At 55.4% G+C, this 22,169-nt stretch carries 21 protein-coding genes; 10 read left to right on the top strand and 11 right to left on the bottom strand.

Annotation, left to right across the window (positions count from 1 at the left end; genetic code table 11):
* Positions 1-1,395 carry a chromosomal replication initiator protein DnaA gene (gene dnaA, locus ACOTZC_RS15800; protein WP_010426558.1) on the bottom strand — a complete coding sequence of 465 codons (1,395 nt, stop codon included), beginning with the start codon at positions 1,393-1,395 and terminating at the stop codon, positions 1-3.
* A gap of 599 nt (positions 1,396-1,994) precedes the next feature.
* Here dnaA and rpmH point away from each other — a divergent pair.
* The 9 genes from rpmH to ACOTZC_RS15845 all read left to right on the top strand — a co-directional run bounded on the left by rpmH (position 1,995) and on the right by ACOTZC_RS15845 (position 9,514).
* Positions 1,995-2,135 (top strand): 50S ribosomal protein L34, encoded by a 141-nt coding sequence (gene rpmH, locus ACOTZC_RS15805; protein WP_000831330.1) that lies wholly within the window; start codon positions 1,995-1,997, stop codon positions 2,133-2,135.
* 16 nt (positions 2,136-2,151) lie between these two features.
* On the top strand, positions 2,152-2,511 hold the full coding sequence (gene rnpA, locus ACOTZC_RS15810; protein ID WP_032640303.1) for a ribonuclease P protein component: 360 nt from the start codon (positions 2,152-2,154) through the stop codon (positions 2,509-2,511).
* Entirely contained in the window at positions 2,475-2,732 is a 258-nt protein-coding gene (yidD, locus tag ACOTZC_RS15815) for a membrane protein insertion efficiency factor YidD (RefSeq protein ID WP_001307474.1), read from the top strand. Before rnpA ends, yidD begins: the two co-directional genes overlap by 37 nt.
* A 2-nt stretch (positions 2,733-2,734) precedes the next feature.
* Positions 2,735-4,378: a membrane protein insertase YidC gene (yidC, locus tag ACOTZC_RS15820; protein ID WP_045400466.1), complete on the top strand. Its 1,644-nt coding sequence runs from the start codon at positions 2,735-2,737 to the stop codon at positions 4,376-4,378.
* Between the two features lie 72 nt (positions 4,379-4,450).
* Positions 4,451-5,815 (top strand): tRNA uridine-5-carboxymethylaminomethyl(34) synthesis GTPase MnmE, encoded by a 1,365-nt coding sequence (mnmE, locus tag ACOTZC_RS15825; protein ID WP_021242672.1) that lies wholly within the window; start codon positions 4,451-4,453, stop codon positions 5,813-5,815.
* A 111-nt stretch (positions 5,816-5,926) separates the two neighbouring features.
* A complete protein-coding gene (locus ACOTZC_RS15830; protein ID WP_126303969.1) occupies positions 5,927-7,102 on the top strand; it encodes an MFS transporter in 1,176 nt (391 codons plus the stop codon).
* A complete protein-coding gene (yidZ, locus tag ACOTZC_RS15835; RefSeq protein WP_029741480.1) occupies positions 7,071-8,042 on the top strand; it encodes an HTH-type transcriptional regulator YidZ in 972 nt (323 codons plus the stop codon). Before ACOTZC_RS15830 ends, yidZ begins: the two co-directional genes overlap by 32 nt.
* A 122-nt stretch (positions 8,043-8,164) precedes the next feature.
* Entirely contained in the window at positions 8,165-8,911 is a 747-nt protein-coding gene (locus ACOTZC_RS15840) for a 4'-phosphopantetheinyl transferase family protein (RefSeq protein WP_023309799.1), read from the top strand.
* A gap of 36 nt (positions 8,912-8,947) precedes the next feature.
* Positions 8,948-9,514, top strand: a complete 567-nt coding sequence (locus ACOTZC_RS15845) for an NADPH-dependent FMN reductase (RefSeq protein ID WP_023309798.1) — start codon at positions 8,948-8,950, stop codon at positions 9,512-9,514.
* A gap of 91 nt (positions 9,515-9,605) precedes the next feature.
* On the opposite strand, the gene adeP is transcribed toward ACOTZC_RS15845, so the two are convergent.
* Complete coding sequence (adeP, locus tag ACOTZC_RS15850) at positions 9,606-10,943, bottom strand: adenine permease AdeP (protein WP_421635873.1); 1,338 nt, start codon at positions 10,941-10,943, stop codon at positions 9,606-9,608.
* Positions 10,944-11,107: 164 nt separating this feature from the next.
* Here adeP and yieH point away from each other — a divergent pair, with 164 nt between their 5' ends.
* On the top strand, positions 11,108-11,773 hold the full coding sequence (gene yieH / locus ACOTZC_RS15855) for a 6-phosphogluconate phosphatase (protein ID WP_023309796.1): 666 nt from the start codon (positions 11,108-11,110) through the stop codon (positions 11,771-11,773).
* A 94-nt stretch (positions 11,774-11,867) separates the two neighbouring features.
* Here the strand turns inward: yieH and phoU are convergent, their stop codons facing one another.
* The 9 genes from phoU to atpD all read right to left on the bottom strand — a co-directional run bounded on the left by phoU (position 11,868) and on the right by atpD (position 22,166).
* Complete coding sequence (gene phoU / locus ACOTZC_RS15860) at positions 11,868-12,593, bottom strand: phosphate signaling complex protein PhoU (protein WP_008500182.1); 726 nt, start codon at positions 12,591-12,593, stop codon at positions 11,868-11,870.
* A gap of 26 nt (positions 12,594-12,619) precedes the next feature.
* A complete protein-coding gene (gene pstB / locus ACOTZC_RS15865; RefSeq protein ID WP_010426574.1) occupies positions 12,620-13,393 on the bottom strand; it encodes a phosphate ABC transporter ATP-binding protein PstB in 774 nt (257 codons plus the stop codon).
* Positions 13,394-13,440: 47 nt separating this feature from the next.
* A complete protein-coding gene (gene pstA / locus ACOTZC_RS15870; protein WP_047173129.1) occupies positions 13,441-14,331 on the bottom strand; it encodes a phosphate ABC transporter permease PstA in 891 nt (296 codons plus the stop codon).
* Positions 14,331-15,290, bottom strand: a complete 960-nt coding sequence (pstC, locus tag ACOTZC_RS15875) for a phosphate ABC transporter permease PstC (protein ID WP_023309793.1) — start codon at positions 15,288-15,290, stop codon at positions 14,331-14,333. Before pstC ends, pstA begins: the two co-directional genes overlap by 1 nt.
* A 128-nt stretch (positions 15,291-15,418) precedes the next feature.
* Complete coding sequence (pstS, locus tag ACOTZC_RS15880; protein ID WP_008500186.1) at positions 15,419-16,459, bottom strand: phosphate ABC transporter substrate-binding protein PstS; 1,041 nt, start codon at positions 16,457-16,459, stop codon at positions 15,419-15,421.
* A gap of 321 nt (positions 16,460-16,780) precedes the next feature.
* Positions 16,781-18,610, bottom strand: coding sequence for a glutamine--fructose-6-phosphate transaminase (isomerizing) (glmS, locus tag ACOTZC_RS15885; RefSeq protein ID WP_023309792.1), 1,830 nt, complete (start codon positions 18,608-18,610; stop codon positions 16,781-16,783).
* A 224-nt stretch (positions 18,611-18,834) separates the two neighbouring features.
* Entirely contained in the window at positions 18,835-20,205 is a 1,371-nt protein-coding gene (gene glmU, locus ACOTZC_RS15890; protein ID WP_047173128.1) for a bifunctional UDP-N-acetylglucosamine diphosphorylase/glucosamine-1-phosphate N-acetyltransferase GlmU, read from the bottom strand.
* Between the two features lie 138 nt (positions 20,206-20,343).
* On the bottom strand, positions 20,344-20,763 hold the full coding sequence (locus tag ACOTZC_RS15895) for a F0F1 ATP synthase subunit epsilon (protein ID WP_003862360.1): 420 nt from the start codon (positions 20,761-20,763) through the stop codon (positions 20,344-20,346).
* A 20-nt stretch (positions 20,764-20,783) separates the two neighbouring features.
* Positions 20,784-22,166 (bottom strand): F0F1 ATP synthase subunit beta, encoded by a 1,383-nt coding sequence (gene atpD / locus ACOTZC_RS15900; protein WP_003862362.1) that lies wholly within the window; start codon positions 22,164-22,166, stop codon positions 20,784-20,786.
* Between the last annotated feature and the right edge of the window lie 3 nt (positions 22,167-22,169).

Below are 22,169 nucleotides of genomic sequence, written 5' to 3' on the forward strand. Positions count from 1 at the left end.
TCACGATGATAATGTTCTGATTAGATTGGAAAAATCTTCTTTTATGTCGTGGCTTTCTTCGCGTAACTGCTCAATCTTGCGACAAGCGTGCAGCACGGTCGTATGGTCACGGCCACCAAACGCATCCCCGATTTCCGGCAGACTGTGGTTGGTTAACTCCTTTGCCAGCGCCATCGCCATCTGACGCGGACGCGCCACCGAGCGGGAACGACGTTTAGACAGTAAATCTGCCACTTTGATCTTGTAGTACTCAGCCACTGTCTTTTGAATATTGTCGATAGTGACCAGTTTTTCCTGCAATGCCAGCAAATCGCGCAGCGCTTCACGCACAAAATCGATAGTGATCGCACGACCGGTGAAGTTGGCATTGGCGATAACGCGGTTCAGCGCCCCTTCCAGCTCACGCACGTTGGAGCGCAGACGCTTGGCAATGAAGAACGCCACTTCGCCCGGCAGGCGAATGTCGTTTTCATCGGCTTTCTTCATCAGGATCGCGACGCGGGTTTCCAGCTCCGGTGGCTCGATCGCCACGGTCAGGCCCCAGCCGAAGCGGGATTTCAGACGATCTTCAACGCCGTTGATCTCTTTTGGATAACGATCCGAGGTCAAAATGATCTGTTGATTGCCTTCCAGCAGGGCATTGAAGGTGTGGAAAAACTCTTCCTGCGATCGTTCTTTATTCGCAAAGAACTGGATGTCATCGATGAGCAGCGCGTCAACGGAACGATAGTAGCGTTTAAACTCTTCGATCGCATTGTTTTGCAGGGCTTTTACCATGTCCTGAACGAAGCGTTCGGAGTGCATATACACCACTTTGGCATTGGGCTTGCGCGCCATAATACCGTTACCCACCGCATGCAGCAGGTGCGTTTTACCCAGACCCGTGCCGCCATATAGGAACAGCGGGTTGTAGGCCCCACCAGGGTTATCAGCAACCTGACGAGCCGCCGCGCGCGCCAGCTGGTTCGACTTACCTTCAACGAAGTTATCGAACGTGTGTTTCACGTTAACGTTAGAGCGGTAGGTTGGCTCAGCCGGTGCAGGGACATTATCCCAGCCCTGACGAGCGGGTGCGACGCGAGGGGCCGGAGCAGGAGCGGCCTGAGCGGGCGCTGCTACGTTCACGGTTTCACGAACGGTTTGGGTGACCGGCTTTGTGCCCACTTCAAAGCGCAGCTGCGGGGCATCTGACCCGCAGAAATCGTTCAGCAGTCCATTGATGTTATTAAGGTACTTGTCCCTTACCCAATCGAGCACAAAACGGTTTGGCGCATACAAAGCCAGCGTGTTATCGCTCAGTTCCGCCTGCAACGGGCGGATCCACATACTGAATTCTGTGGCTGGTAACTCATCCTGCAATCGGGCAAGACACTGCTGCCAAAGCGAAAGTGACACGGCGGACTCCACTCGAACAATAAAAGAAAACTATTGAATATTCATGATTGTTGGCGCACATCGACATGACCCTGTGTAAAGGGGGACGTGCGAATTGCTATCTGCAATTTATCCTGACCAGGATCCTGGGATCCCGATCGGGACCGCGGATCATAGCCTAAACTGAGCCAGAGATCTTCTGTTTCTCACAGATTCTTCCCGATTTATCCACAGGAAGATCCGGAACCGAATAAGTGTAAACGATCCTGGCACCAGTGCCCCACGATTTAGTCCGCATATTGGAAAAATTAATGAGCACAGACAATTTATTGCTTAAATGATCTAACGAAGATCCGGGACGATCCTTGCGCTTTGTTGGCGAGGCCGTATAATCCTCGACCCGGCGCGTGATGCTCATCTTCCTGCGTCGTCCGTTGCTCATTTTCCACGCGAAAACGTGCGGAAATACGCGGGAAATAAGGAAAGAGAATTGACTCCGGAGTGTACAATTATTACAATCCGGCCTCTTTAATCACCCACGCTGAGGCGTTAGTCGTTCGAAACTCGTTCGGGTATACGCAAAAGTCAGTGAATTTATTCAAGTTTAGGTAGAAATCGCCATGAAACGCACTTTTCAACCGTCTGTACTGAAGCGCAACCGTTCTCACGGCTTCCGTGCTCGTATGGCTACTAAAAATGGTCGTCAGGTTCTGGCACGTCGTCGTGCTAAAGGCCGCGCTCGTCTGACCGTTTCCAAGTAATAAAGCTAACCCCTGAGTGGTTAAGCTAGCATTTCCCAGGGAGTTACGTTTGTTAACTCCCGCTCATTTCACTTTCGTCTTCCAGCAGCCACTACGGGCTGGCACGCCGCAAATCACCATCCTCGGCCGCCAAAATTCGCTGGGGCATCCCCGCATCGGTCTCACAGTCGCCAAGAAAAATGTTAAGCGTGCGCATGAACGCAATCGGATTAAACGTCTGACGCGTGAAAGCTTCCGTTTACGTCAGCACGAACTGCCTTCAATGGATTTCGTGGTGGTGGCGAAGAAAGGGGTTGCCGACCTCGATAACCGTGCTCTCTCGGAAGCGTTGGAAAAATTATGGCGCCGCCACTGTCGCCTGGCTCACGGGTCCTGATAGCCCTCATTCGGGTCTATCAACGCCTGATTAGTCCGCTACTCGGGCCGCACTGCCGTTTCACACCAACATGCTCAAGCTACGGAATTGAGGCATTGCGCAGGTTTGGAGTGATAAAAGGCAGTTGGTTGACGGTGAAACGCGTATTAAAATGCCACCCTTTACACCCAGGTGGAGACGACCCCGTCCCCCCAGGACCCTTTGATACCAGAGAACACTAACGATGGATTCGCAACGCAATCTTCTTATCATCGCTTTGTTGTTCGTGTCTTTCATGATCTGGCAGGCATGGGAGCAGGATAAAAATCCTCAACCCCAGCAGCAGACCACGCAGACTACGACCACCGCAGCGGGTAGCGCCGCCGACCAGGGCGTACCGGCCAGTGGCCAGGGGAAACAGATTACGGTTAAGACCGATGTGCTTGAGCTGACAATCAACACCCGTGGTGGTGATGTTGAGCAGGCGCTGCTGTTGACCTACCCGAAAGAGCTGAAGTCTAACGAACCGTTCCAGTTACTGGAAACCACGCCTGAGTTTATCTACCAGGCGCAGAGCGGCCTGACCGGTCGTGATGGCCCGGATAACCCGGCTAACGGTGCGCGTCCACTGTATACCGTCGAGAGCGACACCTTTGTGCTGGCTGATGGTCAGAACGAACTCGCGATCCCGATGACGTATACCGACGCCGCAGGCAACACCTTCACTAAAACCTTCACCCTGAAGCGCGGTGAATATGCGGTGAACGTGGGCTACAGCGTACAGAACGCCAGTGCGAAACCGCTGGAACTGTCTACCTTTGGCCAGCTGAAGCAGTCCATCAATCTGCCGTCTCACCGTGACACCGGAAGCAGCAACTTTGCGCTGCATACCTTCCGTGGCGCGGCGTACTCCACGCCAGACGCGAAGTATGAGAAATACAAATTCGACACCATTGCGGATAACGAAAACCTGAACGTTAGTTCCAAAGGCGGTTGGGTTGCGATGCTGCAACAGTATTTCGCTACGGCCTGGATCCCAAACAACGACGGTACGAATAACTTCTATACCGCGAACCTGGGCAACGGTCTTGCAGCCATCGGCTACAAATCTCAGCCGGTTCTGGTTCAGCCGGGTCAAACCGGTAAGATGGCAAGCACCCTGTGGGTCGGCCCGGAAATTCAGGACAAAATGGCCGCTGTTGCGCCGCACCTGGATCTGACCGTCGATTACGGTTGGTTGTGGTTCATCTCTCAGCCGCTGTTTAAGCTGCTGAAGTTCATCCACAGCTTCCTGGGTAACTGGGGCTTCTCCATCATCGTTATTACCTTCATCGTTCGTGGCATCATGTACCCGCTGACTAAAGCGCAGTACACCTCCATGGCGAAGATGCGTATGCTGCAGCCGAAGATTCAGGCTATGCGTGAGCGTCTGGGCGATGACAAACAGCGTCAGAGCCAGGAAATGATGGCCCTGTATAAAGCAGAGAAAGTAAACCCACTGGGTGGCTGCTTCCCGCTGCTGATTCAGATGCCAATCTTCCTTGCGCTGTACTACATGCTGATGGGTTCCGTTGAGCTGCGCCACGCGCCGTTCGCACTGTGGATCCATGACCTGTCCGCACAGGACCCGTACTACATCCTGCCGATCCTGATGGGCGTGACGATGTTCTTCATCCAGAAGATGTCGCCGACCACCGTGACCGACCCGATGCAGCAGAAGATCATGACCTTTATGCCGGTCATCTTCACCGTGTTCTTCCTGTGGTTCCCGTCAGGTCTGGTGCTGTACTATATCGTCAGCAACCTGGTGACCATCATCCAGCAGCAGCTGATTTACCGTGGTCTGGAAAAACGTGGCCTGCATAGCCGCGAAAAGAAAAAGTCCTGATTCGGTAAGTTAACGCTAAAATAAGGGCGGTCGATTGACCGCCTTTTTTATTTGTATTGAACGAGACCAACCATGAGCCATAACGACACTATCGTCGCCCAGGCAACCCCACCGGGACGCGGTGGTGTAGGCATTCTGCGTATCTCCGGCCTGAAGGCGCGCGAGGTGGCCGAAGCGGTGCTGGGTAAACTGCCAAAGCCGCGCTACGCTGATTACCTGCCGTTTAAAGATACCGACGGCACGCCGCTGGACCAGGGCATTGCGCTGTGGTTCCCCGGCCCGAACTCTTTCACCGGCGAAGACGTGCTGGAGCTGCAGGGCCACGGCGGCCCGGTTATCCTCGACCTGCTGTTAAAACGTATCCTGACCCTGCCTGGCCTGCGCATTGCGAAGCCGGGCGAGTTCTCCGAGCGTGCCTTCCTCAACGACAAGCTCGACCTGGCGCAGGCAGAAGCGATTGCAGACCTGATCGACGCCAGTTCTGAACAGGCGGCCCGCTCCGCCCTGAACTCGCTGCAGGGGGCATTCTCCGCCCGCGTAAATCACCTTGTGGAAGCACTTACTCACCTCAGGATCTACGTGGAAGCGGCTATCGACTTCCCGGATGAGGAGATCGACTTCCTCTCTGACGGTAAAATCGAAGCGCAGCTCAACCAGGTGATGGCCGATCTCGACGCCGTTCGCGCCGAAGCGCGCCAGGGCAGCCTGCTGCGCGAAGGGATGAAGGTGGTGATTGCCGGACGCCCTAACGCCGGGAAATCAAGCCTGCTGAACGCCCTGGCGGGCCGTGAAGCGGCGATCGTCACCGACATTGCCGGAACCACCCGCGACGTACTGCGCGAGCATATCCATATCGACGGCATGCCGCTGCACATCATCGACACCGCCGGCCTGCGCGATGCCAGCGACGAGGTTGAGCGCATCGGTATCGAACGTGCCTGGCAGGAGATCGAGCAGGCCGACCGCGTGCTGTTTATGGTGGACGGCACCACGACCGACGCCGTTGACCCGGCTGAGATCTGGCCAGACTTTATCGCCCGTCTGCCGGCTAAACTGCCCATCACCGTGGTGCGTAACAAAGCGGACGTCACCGGCGAAACGCTGGGCATCAGCGATGTGAATGGTCACTCACTGATTCGCCTGTCGGCGCGTACCGGTGAAGGCGTTGACGACCTGCGTAACCATCTCAAGCAGAGCATGGGCTTTGATACCAGCATGGAAGGCGGCTTCCTGGCGCGTCGTCGTCACCTGCAGGCGCTGGAAGAGGCGGCAAACCACCTTGTTCAGGGTAAAGCGCAGCTGATCGGCGCGTGGGCGGGTGAACTGCTGGCGGAAGAGCTGCGTCTGGCGCAGCAGAATCTGAGCGAGATCACCGGGGAGTTTACGTCGGACGATCTGCTGGGACGGATTTTCTCGAGCTTCTGTATCGGTAAGTAAGGCCCGATCGCTGATGGTGATTTCCTCCAGGGAAATCACCATTGTCCAAATGGCAACTCGCCTAATCCCTTTTCACCCCCTATCCTGCATGCCTGCATCTATGGGGGGTTTATGGCGCGTTTTCTGTTTTGTAGTTTCGCTTTAGTTCTGCTTTATCCGTCCGGCATTGATATGTATCTGGTGGGATTGCCGCACATCGCCCGCGATCTGGGCGCCAGCGAAGCGCAGCTGCACATCGCGTTTTCGGCCTACCTCGCGGGAATGGCGTCGTCTATGGTCTTTGCCGGGAAGATCGCGGATAAGGCAGGCCGTCAACCCGTCGCGATAAGCGGCGCCATCATTTTTGCCCTGGCCTCTCTTCTCTGCTCACAGGCGCAAAGCAGCACCTTGTTCCTGGCCGGACGGTTTATCCAGGGCATTGGCGCCGGTGGCTGCTATGTCGTCGCGTTTGCCATTTTGCGCGATACCTTAAGCGCCCAGCGTCGCGCTAAGGTGCTTTCGATGCTGAACGGTATTACCTGCATTATCCCGGTGCTGGCCCCGGTCGTGGGATATCTGATCATGCTGAAATTCCCGTGGCAGAGCCTGTTCTGGACCATGGCGGCGATGGGCGCGCTGGTGTTTATCCTGTCTATCGCCGTGCTGAAAGAGACCCACCCGGGCTCGCAGAATACCGGTCATACCGCAACTATTCACCCAGCCGAGAAGCTGCTTAACCGCTTTTTCCTCAGTCGTCTGGCCGTGACCACGTTAAGCGTGGCGGTGATCCTGACCTATGTAAACGTTTCCCCGGTTTTACTGATGGAGACCATGGGCTTCGATCGGGGTGAGTATTCAATGGTGATGGCATTAACCGCCATGGTCAGTATGGCAGTCTCGTTCTCCACCCCGTTTGCGCTAAATGTTTTCAGCCAGCGCACGCTGATGCTGACCTCACAGGTTTTATTCCTCACGGCTGGCGCGATCTTGGCAACCACCAGCTCGCATGCGGTGATGCTGGCGGGTATTACCCTTATTTGTGCCGGGTTCTCGGTTGGCTTTGGCGTGGCGATGAGCCAGGCGCTTGGCCCTTTCTCGCTGCGGGCAGGCGTGGCAAGCTCGGTGCTGGGAATTGCGCAAGTCTGCGGCTCGTCGCTGTGGATTTGGCTGGCGGCGGTCATCGGGCTTAACGCGCTGAATATGCTGATCGGGGTTCTGATTGGCTGTAGCATACTGTGCATCACCTTACTTATGGTCATCCAGCCCGCGGCGCATTATGAAGAAGCCCATCAGCAGTCTCGATCTTAACCTGTTGCTGTGCCTGCAGCTTTTGCTGCAGGAGCGCAGCGTCACCAAAGCGGCGAAGCGGATGAACGTGACGCCGTCTGCGGTGAGTAAATCGCTGGCCAAGCTGCGTGACTGGTTTGACGACCCGCTGTTTGTCAAAACGCCGCTGGGGCTGCTGCCGACCCCGCTGACGGTAAGCCTCGAGCAGGATTTGGCTGACTGGATGCAAATCGGCAACCAGATCCTCGATAAATTTCACCATGATTCCCCGGGCGGGCTAACGTTCGTGCTGGCCGCCGAAACGCCGTTGATGCTGATCCGCTTTAACGCCCTGCTGGAGCAGGTGAACCAGCGCTATCCGCAGGCTACGGTGAAGATGCGTCACTGGGATTATGACTCGCTGGACGCCATTACGCGTGGAGAGGTGGATCTGGGATTCACCGGACGCGAAACGCACCCGCGATCGCGTGAATTGCTGAAGCTAATGCCGTGGTTCATCGACTATGAGATCCTGTTCAGCGACCGTCCGTGCGTGTATCTGCGTGAGGATCACCCCGCGCTACAGGACGAATGGAATCTTGAGACCTTCCTGCGCTACCCGCACATCAGCATCTTCTGGGAACGCAGCGACACCTGGGCACTGGACGAAGTGCTAAAGGAGATGGGTCGGGAGAGAAACATTGCCATGAGCGTGCCGGGCTTTGAGCAGTCGATGTTTATGGCGGCCCAGCCCGGTCACAACTATATCGCCACGGCTCCGCACTACTGTCATCACTACAATCAACTCCACCAGCGGAAGCTGATCGCACTGCCCATTCCCATTGACGAAGCGCAGGCTGAAAAGCTTACCGTTCCCTTCACGCTGATCTGGCATAAACGGAACAGCCATAATCCGAAAATCCTCTGGCTGCGGGAAACCATCAAGGCGCTGTACGGTGCCAGCGATCCAATTTTTGCCTAAGAAAATGTAAAGTTCGGTCCTGAGGCTTCTCTTACTCCCATTTACTGATTAAAACAGGAGTCAAGTTAAGCGATAATCATGTAACCGTTTAACCGATTACGACCATTATCAAGGAGCGAAAAATGGCTACGCACTTTGCAAGAGGGATACTTACGGAAGGACGTCTCGTATCGGCAAGAATTTCTTCAGCCTGTCACAGTGAAGCACTCACTCTTCCGGAACACCGCAGAACGCGGTTTTTAGCGTCCAGAGCGCTTCTCGCAGAACTGCTGTTTATGCTGTACGGCACCAGCGAGCTGCCGGACATCATTACCCAACCCGAAGGCCGCCCGGTCTTTGCCGACCCGGATCTCCCTCGTTTTTCGATTGCCTACGCGGGCAATATCATTGGCGTCGCGCTGACCACCGAAGGGGATTGTGGGCTGGATATGGAACTTCAGCGCGCGACGCGCAGCTTCCATGGCGGTAATGCGCATGAAGACTATCCGCTCTCCAGCAATGAGAAGCTGTGGGTACGCAACCAGAACGATCCTGTCGAAGCCCGAGCACAGCTCATTACCCTGCGCCAGAGCATTCGCAAGCTCTGTGGATGCGCCTCAGACGACGCCAGCATGCTGCAACTGCTTCCAGGCTCCGGACGTCTGCGCGCCACTCAGGCCACGCTGGTAGAGGCGCTCAGCGACGCAGAGGATGTGCTCATTTGGTCCATTGCGGTTACCCCCGCCATCGAACGCATGAAAATCTGGGAATTTGACAGCCAACAGGGATGGCGTAGCCTTCCTGATGTGCCCGAGCGCGCCAACGAGCCCGCCGCACGCCTGATGCGTTTAACCAGTTTACCGGCAGAAAAAGCATTCACCCTTAGCTGATCCGATCAGGGTCATCATGATGAAACAGGAGTAATCATGTCTGATACGTTGAAAGTAGTTACGTTACTGGGAAGCCTGCGCAAAGGTTCATTTAACGGGATGGTTGCCCGCACGCTGCCACAGCTGGCACCGGCAGGAATGGAAATTAGCGCCCTGCCGTCTATTGGCGATATTCCGCTGTATGACGCTGACGTACAGCAGGAAGAGGGTTTTCCGCAGAGCGTTGAGGCGCTGGCGGAGCAGATCCGCCAGGCCGACGGCGTGGTCATCGTCACGCCGGAGTATAACTATTCGGTTCCGGGTGGTCTGAAGAATGCCATCGACTGGCTGTCCCGTTTACCTGAGCAGCCGCTGGCAGGTAAGCCGGTGCTGATCCAGACCAGCTCAATGGGCGCGATTGGCGGCGCGCGCTGCCAGTATCATCTACGCCAGATCCTGGTATTCCTGGATGCGATGGTCATGAACAAGCCGGAATTTATGGGTGGTGTGATTCAGAACAAGGTCGACCCGCAAACGGGTGAAGTGGTGGATCAGAGCACGCGCGATCATCTGTCTGGCCAGCTGACGGCGTTTGGGGATTATATTAAGCGGGTGAAGGCGTAAGCTTATTGCGGCCTGATGCCCTCACCCCAGCCCTCTCCCACGGGAGAGGGTGCAAACACTAAAGCCCTTTTCTTCGAAAAGGGCTTGCTGTTTATTTGGCATCAATAAACACAATCTTCAGCACAAACAGCAGCGCCACAACAATCACGCATGGGCTGAGGTCGCGGAAGCGGCCGGTACCGATCTTCATTACGCAGTAAGAGATAAAGCCCAGCGCGATACCTTCGGTAATCGAGAAGCTGAACGGCATCATCACGGCGGTAATAAACGCCGGCACCGCTTCGGTTAAATCATCCCACTTCACGCGAGACAGGCTGGAGGTCATCAGCACCCCCACATAGATCAGCGCGCCGGCTGCCGCATACGGTGGAACCATACCCGCCAGCGGAGAGAGGAAGATCACCAGCAGGAACAGAATACCCACGACCACCGCCGTCAGGCCGGTACGGCCTCCCACGGACACGCCGGAAGACGATTCAATGTACGCGGTAACGGACGAGGTTCCGATAAAAGCACCGGTCACAGAGGAGACGCTGTCCACAAACAGCGCCTGCTTCATGCGCGGGAATTTGCCTTTTTCATCCGCCAGGCCCGCTTTGTCGGTCACGCCAATCAGCGTGCCGGAGGAGTCAAACAGGTTGACCAGCATGAAGGAGAAAATCACGCCCGCCAGGCCCAGGTTCAGGGAACCCGCCAGATCGACATGACCAATCACGGTAGAGACGCTCGGTGGCGCGGAGACAATACCGTTATAGTGAACGTCGCCCAGCATCCAGCCCAGCAGGGTGGTGACCACGATGGAGACCAGCACCGCCGCGTGAATATTGCGGGAAGCCAGGATCGCGATGATAAAGAAGCCCAGCACGCCCAGCAGCACGTTATGAGAGGTCAGGTGACCGATGCTCACCAGCGTATCCGGGTTCGCCACGATAACGCCGGCGTTTTTCAGCCCCATCATCCCGATGAACAGACCGATACCGCTGGTGATGCCCACGCGCAGACTCACGGGAATGTTTGCAATCATCCAGTAACGCACGCGGAAAATGGTCAGCAGCAGCAGGCCAACCGCGCCCCAGAAGATGGCGCCCATGCCAACCTGCCACGGCAGCCCCATCGCCTGAACAACCACGAATGCGAAGAACGCATTCAGGCCCATCGCCGGTGCCAGCGCAACCGGCAGGTTAGCGAACACACCCATCAGAATGCTGCCAAGGGCCGCAATCAGGCAGGTGGTTACAAAGACGGCGCTGGTATCCATGCCAGCAACGCCCAGAATTTGAGGGTTCACAAAAACGATATAGACCATCGTCAGGAAGGTGGTGAAACCAGCGATCACTTCGGTGCGTGCCGTTGTGCCGTGCTCGCGCAGTTTAAAAACGCGCTCAAGCAGACCCTGACCAGACTTCTGGGTAGTGTGTTGTTGACTCATCATCAATTCCGAACAAGGAGGGAAAATTCGTCGCTATCCTATACCAAAATGCGACAATAGTGGCGGTTACGTGATACTTTTTTCATTGATTTTGCTTATACGGCAACGATTGCGTCCCGGCGAACTGCCGTACGTAAACGTTAAACTTGTTAAAAGGGAAAGGCATGTCCGGAATTGAAGCGGTATTTTTCGACTGCGACGGTACGCTGGTCGACAGTGAGGTCATTTGTTCCCGCGCGTATGTCACTATGTTCAAGGAATTTGGCATTACGCTGGAGCTCGAAGAGGTGTTTAAACGCTTTAAGGGCGTGAAGCTCTACGAGATCATCGACATCATTAACCGGGAACACGGTGTGGATCTGGCGAAAGCCGATCTGGAACCGGTGTACCGCGCCGAGGTCGCACGCCTGTTTGATTCGGAGCTGGAGGTCATTCCGGGCGCAAACGCGCTGCTGGATGCGATGACGGTGCCTGTCTGCGTCGTCTCTAACGGCCCGGTCAGCAAAATGCAGCATTCGCTGGGCAAGCTTGAGATGTTGCACCATTTCCCGGAAAAACTGTTCAGCGGCTACGATATCCAGCGCTGGAAGCCAGACCCGGCGCTGATGTTTCATGCGGCAAAAGCAATGAACGTCAACGTAGAGAACTGCATTCTGGTGGATGACTCGTCTGCGGGCGCGCAGTCAGGGATTGATGCGGGGATGGAGGTGTTTTACTTCTGCGCCGACCCGCACAACAAGCCGATCGATCATCCGAACGTGACGACCTTTACCGATCTGGCGCAGTTGCCAGCGCTGTGGAAGGCACGCGGGTGGAATATTACTCGCTGAGTTTCCCCCCTCATCCCGACCCTCTCCCCAGGGGAGAGGGAGAAAACCGAATTGTCCTCTCTCCCTGTGGGAGAGGATTAGGGTGAGGGTAAAATCACTCTTTCGGATCTTTACCCGCCAGCAGTTTGTCCAGCTCGTCGCCGCCCACGTGACGGAAGTCCTGACCTTTCACGAAGTAAAAGATGTATTCGCAAATGTTCTGGCAGCGGTCGCCGATACGCTCGATGGAGCGCGCGCAGAACAGGGCGGTCAGTACGCTTGGGATCGTACGGGAATCTTCCATCATGTAGGTCATCAGCTGACGCACGATGCCTTCATACTCCTGGTCGACCTTCTTGTCTTCACGGTAGATACGCACCGCTTCGTCAAGATCCATTCGCGCAAAGGCATCCAGTACGTCATGAAGCATCTGTACGGTGTGGCGGCCCAGCGACTCCAGGCTGACCAGCAGCGGCTGGTGCTGCTGAGAGAACTTCTCCAGCGCGGTGCGGCAGATTTTATCCGCAACGTCGCCAATACGTTCCAGCTCGGCGATGGTTTTGATGATCGCCATCACCAGACGCAGGTCGCTCGCCGTCGGCTGACGCTTCGCGATAATGCGCACGCAGGCCTCGTCGATAGCGACTTCCATCATGTTGACGTTTTTGTCGCCTTCAATGACGCGCTTCGCCAGCTCGCTGTCCTGATTGTGCATTGCAGTAATCGCATCAGAAAGCTGCTGCTCGACCATGCCGCCCATGGTCATTACCTGGGTGCGAATGCTTTCCAGCTCTGCGTTGAACTGGCCGGAAATGTGTTTATTAAGATTGAGGTTGTCCATGGTTTCTCCACATGCACTAAGGCAAATCAACCGTAGCGGCCAGTAATATAATCTTCGGTTTGTTTCTTCGCGGGCCTGGTGAACAGCGCGTCCGTATCGCTGAACTCAATCAACTCGCCCAGGTACATAAACGCCGTGTGATCGGAACAACGTGCAGCCTGCTGCATGTTATGGGTCACGATAACCACGGTGTAATCCTGCTTCAGCTCGGTGATCAGCTCTTCAATACGGCCGGTTGAGATCGGGTCCAGCGCTGAACACGGCTCATCCAGCAGCAACACTTCCGGGCGAATAGCAATACCGCGCGCAATGCACAGACGCTGCTGCTGACCGCCGGAGAGAGAGTAACCGCTCTGGTGCAACTTATCTTTGGTTTCGTTCCATAATGCGGCCTTGGTCAAAGCCCACTGCACGCGCTCGTCCATATCGGCACGGGAGAGTTTTTCAAACAGACGCACGCCAAAGGCGATGTTGTCATAAATTGACATCGGGAAAGGCGTGGGTTTCTGGAACACCATCCCCACTTTGGCGCGCAGCAGGGCGATATCCTGAGCCTGGGTCAGAATGTTTTCACCGTCCAGGATGATTTCACCTTCAGCGCGCTGCTCCGGATAGAGCGAATACATTTTGTTAAAGGTACGCAGCAGCGTGGACTTCCCACAACCTGACGGACCGATAAATGCCGTGACCTGGTTCTTCGCGATATCCAGGTTGATGTTCTTCAGGGCATGGAATTTGCCGTAGTAGAAGTTCAAATCACGAACCTGAATCTTACCCGGGGCAGTATCAACCATACTCATTGACTCATTTCCTCATTCGGCGCCGCGAGCTGCCGCGCCGTAAAAAATTAACCGTGTTTCTTCTTCGCGAAAATGACGCGCGCCAGAATGTTCAGCAACAGTACGCAAAGGGTAATGATCAGCACCCCGGCCCAGGCCAGCTGCTGCCATTCCGCGAATGGGCTCATCGCAAATTTAAAGATCGTCACCGGCAGGTTGGCGATCGGTTGCATCATGTCCGTGCTCCAGAACTGGTTGGAGAGGGACGTAAACAGCAGCGGCGCCGTTTCACCCGCGATACGCGCTACCGCCAGCAGGATACCTGTCATGATCCCGGAGACGGACGCCTTCAGCGTAATCGCAGAGATCATCTTCCATTTCGGCGTACCCAGCGCATAAGCCGCTTCACGCAGGCTGTCCGGCACCAGTTTCAGCATGTTCTCGGTGGTACGAATAACAATCGGCACCTGCAGCAGCGCCAGCGCAATGACGCCCGCCCAGCCGGAGAAGTGTTCCATCTGCGCCACCACCACGGTGTAAACAAACAGACCCACGACGATAGACGGGGCTGAGAGCAGAATGTCGTTGATGAAGCGAATCACTTCAGCCAGCCAGGATTTACGCCCGTATTCTGCCAGGTAGATGCCCGCCATGATGCCCAGCGGCGTGCCGAAGACCGTCGCCCAGAGGATCAGCAGGCCGCTGCCCGCCAGGGCGTTCGCCAGGCCACCACCCGCCGTGTTCGGCGGCGGCGTCATTTCGGTGAACAGCGACAGTGACATGCCGTCAATCCCGCGAACGACCGTCGAGAAAAGGATCCAGACCAGCCAGAACAGGCCGAATGCCATCGTCGCCATAGAGAGCGACAGGGCAATACGGTTTTTCACGCGGCGTCTGGCCTGCATTTTGCGGCGGGATTCCGCCAGTTCAGCGGTTGCTTGCATTTCGAGAGTTGCCATTAGCGTGCTCCCTCATTTTTAGCGAGGCGCATAATCATCAGCTTGGAAATCGCCAGAACAATGAAGGTGATAACGAACAGAATCAGACCCAGCTCCATCAGCGCCGCCACGTGCAGCCCCGATTCCGCTTCCGCAAATTCATTCGCCAGCGCCGAGGTAATACTGTTACCCGGCATGTAGAGCGACGCGCTGTCGAGCTGGTAGGTGTTACCGATGATAAAGGTGACCGCCATGGTTTCACCCAGCGCACGACCTAAACCCAGCATCACGCCCCCGATCACCCCGTTTTTGGTGAACGGAAGGACAATGCGCCAGATAACTTCCCAGGTGGTGCAGCCGATGCCGTAGGCCGACTCTTTCATCATCACCGGCGTTTGTTCGAAGACATCGCGCATGACCGCCGCAATGTAAGGAATAATCATGATGGCGAGGATCACACCTGCCGCCAGAATGCCAATACCGAAAGCCGGGCCAGAGAACAGGGCCCCCACAAACGGAATAGCGGAAAGCACGTTACCGACCGGTTCCTGGAAATACGTTGCGAACAGCGGAGCAAAGATGAACAGACCCCACATGCCGTAAACGATACTTGGAATAGCCGCCAGCAGTTCGATGGCAATACCCAGCGGGCGTCGCAGCCAGCCCGGCGCCAGCTCCGTCAGGAACAGGGCAATACCAAAGCTCACCGGAACCGCAATCAGAAGGGCGATGAACGAGGTCACCAGCGTGCCGTAAATCGGCACCAGGGCACCGTAGATGTCGTTCGGCGCGTCCCACTCTTTGGTCCACAGGAAGGAAAAACCGAATTTCTGGATGCTCGGCCATGAGGAGAAAATCAGAGACACGATAATGCCGCCCAGCAGCAATAGCACAATCAGCGCAGCCAGTTTCACCAGCGCGCTGAAAATCATGTCACCTTTTTTACCCGGAGGGTTAAATGCAGGCTTGGTTGCAGCCATAAATTACTCTTCTGTTTGAGACGTTTTTACGAATATGCCCGGTGGCGCTAACGCTTACCGGGCCTACAGCTTAAACCGTAGGGCGGGTAAGCGCAGCGCCACCCGCCATCTTCGTTAAATATATCCTGTTAGTACAGCGCTTTACCGCTGCTGTCTTTCACGTTGGTTTTCCATGCAGCGCGAATCTGCTCAACCACGTTGTCCGGCAGGGTGGCGTAATCCAGAGCGTTAGCCTGTTTGCCGCCGTTTTTGTACGCCCAGTCGAAGAACTTCAGCACTTCGGCGCCCTGCTCAGGTTTCTTCTGCTCTTTGTGAACCAGGATGAAGGTGGTAGAGGTGATTGGCCACGCACCTTCGCCTTTCTGGTTAGTCAGATCCTGCGCGAAGGATTTGCTCCAGTCAGCGCCTTTCGCGGCGTTAGCAAAGTTCTCTTCGGTTGGGCTAACCGGTTTGCCGTCGGCTGAAACCAGTTTGGTGTAGGACAGATTGTTCTGCTTGGCGTACGCATACTCTACGTAACCAATTGAGCCAGGCAGACGCTGTACGAACGCGGCGATACCGTCGTTACCTTTACCGCCCAGACCGGTTGGCCAGTTAACGGTAGAGCCGGAGCCGACTTTAGATTTCCACTCTTCGTTCACTTTTGCCAGGTAGCTGGTGAACACGAAAGAGGTACCGGAACCATCCGCGCGGCGAACCACGGCGATGTTCTGAGAAGGCAGCTTCAGGCCTGGGTTGAGTTTAGCGATCGCTTCGTCATCCCATTTTTTGATTTTGCCCAGGTAGATGTCACCCAGCGTTTTGCCGTCCAGCACCAGCTCACCCGACTTCACGCCCGGCAGGTTGATGGCCAGGACCACGCCACCGATCACGGTAGGGAACTGGAACAGGCCTTCCTGAGCCAGTTTGTCATCAGACAGCGGAGCGTCTGATGCGCCGAAATCAACCGTGTTCGCGGTAATTTGTTTAACGCCACCGGAGGAGCCGATACCCTGATAGTTAACCTTGTTACCGGTTTCTTTCTGGTAGGTATCCGCCCATTTGGCATACACCGGCGCAGGGAAGGTTGCACCAGCGCCAGTCAGGCTTGCTTCTGCAAATACAGAGAACGCGCTCAGAGATAAGGTCGCGGCGACAACAGTTGCGACAGTGGTACGCATAACTTTCATAATGTCTCCTGCAAGATTTTCGTAAATCGTTGTTTAGTGGCTACGATGAGCAAAATAGGACAAACAGGTGACAGATAAATGTACGAATTATGACAGTTTTATGACAACGTAAATTTCACTTAAAAATAAGCAAAAGAAAGCTTATTTTTCATCGCGTTAGACGCTTTTATGACAAGGCGTTTTCAGAAATATTTTCTTTATGTGACACTGAAAAAAGTAGCTGAAGATGACAAATTGTCATTATTAAAAACGAGAAAGGATTGATGAAGAACAAGCCGGGCAGGATAAAAAAGCTCCACCCGAAGGTGGAGCCTGAAGGGATTATTCTACGGTAACCGATTTCGCCAGGTTACGCGGCTGGTCAACGTCGGTACCTTTGATCAGCGCAACGTGATAGGCCAACAGCTGCAGCGGAACGGTGTAGAAGATTGGTGCAATCACCTCTTCCACATGCGGCATCTCGATGATATGCATGTTGTCGTTGCTGACAAAACCGGCATCTTTGTCGGCGAAGACGTACAGAACACCGCCGCGGGCGCGCACTTCTTCGATGTTAGACTTCAGTTTTTCCAGCAGTTCGTTGTTTGGTGCCACAACGATGACCGGCATATCCGCGTCAATCAGCGCCAGCGGGCCGTGCTTCAGCTCGCCAGCCGCATAGGCTTCAGCGTGAATGTAGGAGATCTCTTTCAGCTTCAGCGCGCCTTCCAGCGCAATCGGATACTGATCGCCACGACCCAGGAACAGGGCGTGATGTTTGTCGGAGAAATCTTCCGCCAGCGCTTCGATGCGTTTGTCCTGAGACAGCATCTGCTCAATACGGCTCGGCAGCGCCTGCAGGCCGTGAACGATGTCGTGCTCAACGGACGCATCTTCACCTTTCAGACGCGCCAGCTTCGCCACCAGCATCAGCAGAACGGTCAGCTGAGTGGTAAACGCTTTGGTAGAGGCCACACCGATTTCGGTGCCCGCTTTGGTCATCAGCGCCAGATCGGACTCACGCACCAGCGATGAGCCAGGAACGTTACAGATAGCCAGAGAGCCCAGGTAACCCAGCTCTTTAGACAGACGCAGCGCTGCCAGCGTATCCGCCGTTTCACCAGACTGGGAAAGGGTGATCATCAGGCTGTTACGACGCACCGCGGATTTGCGATAGCGGAATTCAGACGCGATTTCCACATCGCACGGCACGCCCGCCAGGGATTCAAACCAGTAGCGAGAAACCATACCGGAGTTGTATGAGGTGCCGCAGGCCACGATCTGAATATGCTCGACCTTGCCGAGCAGTTCGTTCGCGTTTGCGCCCAGCTCGCTCAGATCCACTTCACCGTGGCTGATGCGCCCGGTCAGCGTGTTTTTGATGGCGTTTGGCTGCTCGTAAATCTCTTTCTGCATGTAGTGACGGTAAGCGCCTTTGTCGCCCGCGTCGTACTGCAGGTTAGATTCGATCTCCTGGCGTTTTACCTGCTCGCCTTTGGTATCGAATACGGTCACGCTGCGACGGGTCACTTCCGCGATATCCCCCTCTTCCAAGAAGATAAAGCGACGGGTAACCGGCAGGAGCGCCAGCTGGTCAGAAGCGATGAAGTTTTCGCCCATGCCCAGACCGATAACCATCGGGCTACCGGAACGCGCTGCCAGCAATGTGGACGGATCGCGGGAATCCATGATCACCGTACCGTACGCACCGCGCAGTTGAGGGATAGCACGCAGAACCGCATCACGCAGCGTGCCGCCCTGCTCCAGCTCCCAGTGCACCAGGTGAGCAATCACTTCGGTGTCAGTTTCAGAGACGAAGGTGTAGCCGCGCGCTTTCAGTTCTTCGCGCAGCGGTTCGTGGTTTTCGATAATGCCGTTGTGCACGACCACGATGTGTTCAGACACATGCGGGTGCGCGTTACCTTCAGACGGTTCGCCGTGCGTCGCCCAGCGGGTGTGAGCAATACCGGTCCCACCGTGCAGCGGATGTTCTTCCGCGGCCTGGGCCAGCATCTGCACTTTACCGAGACGACGCAGACGGGTCATATGACCTTCTGCATCGACGACAGCCAGACCGGCTGAGTCGTAACCACGGTATTCCAGACGACGTAAACCTTCGAGAAGGATTTCAGCAATATCACGCTGCGCAACTGCGCCAACAATTCCACACATAATTTTAGATTCCGAATTTAGGCATTATGCCTGCGTTGTCGCTGACCTGTATTTACCCTTTCCGGGCGCCCCGAGCCTTGTAGAGAGTGGGGTTATTTTTATGGGTACTGCTTATGGGGGGAAATATATATTTATCTCCTCTCCCGGGTTTGCCTGATGACGGCTACGCCTATCAGGCCTACTCAATCGTAGGGCGGGTAAGCGTAGCGCCACCCGCCTTGTTGTTACTTTTTCTTCTCCGGGCGTTTCCAGCCCTGCTTGCTGACCTGCGGAACGCGGCTTAACACCAGCTCGTTCTCGGCCACATCGCGCGTAACGGTTGTTCCCGCGGCAATGGTCACCCCGTTACCCACGGTAACAGGCGCCACCAGCTGCGTATCGGAGCCAACAAACACGTCGTCACCGATGATGGTTTTAAACTTATTCGCGCCGTCATAGTTACAGGTAATAGTCCCTGCACCAATATTCACGTTATTGCCAATTTCCGCGTCGCCCAGATAGGTCAGATGACCGGCTTTCGAGCCTTTACCCAGACGCGCTTTTTTCATTTCCACGAAGTTACCCACGTGAGCGCCTTCCAGCAGCTCAGCGCCCGGGCGCAGACGCGCAAACGGGCCGATGGTGCATGCCGCATCCAGACGGGCATCTTCCACCACGCTGTACGGGCTGATTTCGCAGTCGTCGCCGATGACGCTGTTTTTAATCACGCAGCCGGCGCCAATTTTGACGCGATTGCCCAGCGTGACGTGACCTTCGAGGATAACGTTCGTATCAATTTCAACGTCACGCCCGTGAGATAACGAACCACGCAGATCGAAACGCGCCGGATCGCGCAGCATCACGCCCGCAAGCAGCAGTTTTTCGGCCTGCTCGGACTGATAAATACGCTCAAGACGGGAAAGCTGCAGGCGGTTGTTCACGCCGTCCGTTTCGCTGATGCGCGCCGGATGAACGGCGGCAATTTCACGCCCTTCGTGGTACGCCATCGCAATGATGTCGGTGATGTAGTATTCACCCTGCGCGTTGTTGTTGTCGAGTCTGGACAGCCAGCGCTTCATATCCGCGCCGTTGGCAATCAGGATACCGGTGTTGATCTCCTGAATCTGGCGCTGTTCGTCGCTGGCATCTTTGTGCTCAACAATACCCGTGACGTTGCCGTTTTCACGGGTGATGCGGCCATAACCGCTTGGATCGTCCAGCACGACGGTCAACAAACCGATGCCGCCCTGCGGTTTGGCTTCACGCAGGCGAGTCAGGGTTTCAACGGAGATCAGCGGGACATCGCCGTAGAGCATCAAAATGTCTTCGTCATCTGCAAAGAAAGGCGCAGCCTGCTGCATCGCATGGCCTGTGCCCAGCTGTTCGGCCTGAAGCACCCAGTTGAGCCTGTCATCGCTCAGCGTCTTTTTAAGCAGATCGCCGCCGTGGCCGTAGACCAGGTGGACCTGACTGGCACCCAGTTCGTTCGCTGCATCAATGACATGCTGCACCATTGGCTTTCCTGCAAGCGTGTGGAGCACCTTAGGCAGATCGGAATACATGCGGGTCCCTTTGCCAGCGGCAAGGATCACCACGCTCATCGCACTGTTTGACATACGCATCCTGACGGTAGTTTGAGTGTGAAGTAAAAACGTTTGATGCTTAAAATTCTACATCTTTTTCATCATGAATTAAGGCCGAAAAAAAAAGCCAGCCTGGTATCCAGACTGGCTTTTGTGCTTTTCAAGCCGGTGTTACATCGCTTTTTTGGTCAACTCGATAACGCGCAGTTTCGCGATCGCTTTGGCCAGCTCCGCAGACGCCTGAGCGTAATCCACGTCACCATGAGAGCTGTTAATGTGCTCTTCAGCCTTACGCTTCGATTCCAGGGCTCGCGCTTCGTCGAGATCCTGGCCACGGATAGCGGTATCGGCCAGAACGGTCACACTGCCAGGCTGCACTTCAAGAATGCCGCCGGACAGATAGATAAACTCTTCGTGACCGAACTGTTTAACGATGCGGATCATACCAGGCTTAATGGCGGTGAGCAGCGGTGCGTGACCCGGGAAAATACCCAGTTCACCTTCACTACCCGTTACCTGGATTTTCTCGACCAGACCAGAGAACATTTGTTGCTCTGCGCTGACGACGTCCAGGTGGTAAGTCATTGCCATATCACCCTCCGATTAAGGCGTTAAAGTTTTTTGGCTTTTTCCACGGCTTCTTCGATGGAACCAACCATGTAGAACGCCTGCTCTGGCAGGTGGTCGTATTCGCCTTCCATAATGCCTTTAAAGCCACGGATGGTGTCTTTCAGGGAAACGTATTTACCCGGAGAACCGGTGAATACTTCCGCAACGAAGAACGGCTGGGACAGGAAGCGCTGGATCTTACGCGCACGTGCTACCACCAGTTTGTCTTCTTCAGACAGTTCATCCATACCCAGGATGGCGATGATGTCTTTCAGTTCCTGGTAACGCTGCAGCAGGGACTGTACGCCACGCGCGGTGTCGTAGTGTTCCTGACCCACAACCAGTGGATCCAGCTGACGGCTGGTGGAGTCCAGCGGGTCAACGGCCGGATAGATACCCAGAGACGCGATCTGACGGCTCAGTACCACGGTTGCGTCTAAGTGAGCAAAGGTGGTTGCTGGAGATGGGTCAGTCAAGTCATCCGCAGGTACGTATACCGCCTGAACGGAGGTGATAGAACCGGTTTTGGTAGAGGTGATACGTTCCTGAAGAACACCCATCTCTTCCGCCAGCGTAGGCTGATAACCTACCGCTGAAGGCATACGACCCAGCAGTGCAGATACTTCCGTACCGGCCAGGGTGTAACGATAGATGTTATCAACGAACAGCAGAACGTCACGGCCTTCGTCACGGAACTTCTCAGCCATCGTCAGACCGGTCAGCGCAACGCGCAGACGGTTTCCTGGTGGCTCGTTCATCTGGCCGTAAACCAGGGATACTTTGTCCAGAACGTTGGAGTCGGTCATTTCGTGGTAGAAGTCGTTACCCTCACGAGTACGTTCACCTACGCCCGCAAACACGGAGTAACCGGAGTGCTCAATCGCGATGTTACGGATCAGCTCCATCATGTTTACGGTTTTACCAACACCCGCACCACCGAACAGACCAACTTTACCGCCCTTCGCGAACGGACACATCAGGTCGATAACTTTGATACCGGTTTCCAGCAGTTCCTGAGAGCTGGACAGCTCTTCGTAGGAAGGTGCTGCGCGGTGGATAGCCCAACGCTCTTCTTCACCGATGTCGCCTTTCATGTCGATTGGCTGACCCAATACGTTCATGATACGACCCAGTGTTGCTTTACCTACCGGGACTTCAATCGGGTGCTCAAGGTCTTTAACTTCCAGACCACGACGCAGACCGTCGGAAGAACCCATCGCGATGGTACGCACGATACCGCCGCCGAGCTGCTGCTGAACTTCCAGCACCAGGCTCTCGTTACCATTCTGTACCTCAAGCGCGTCGTACACGCGTGGTACGGCGTCCTGAGGGAACTCGACGTCCACCACGGCGCCGATTACCTGGACAATCTTTCCAGTAGCCATCTT

The sequence above is a fragment of the Enterobacter cloacae complex sp. SHL009 genome (assembly GCF_049237205.1).
GTDB classification, from domain to species: Bacteria; Pseudomonadota; Gammaproteobacteria; order Enterobacterales; family Enterobacteriaceae; genus Enterobacter; species Enterobacter cloacae_M.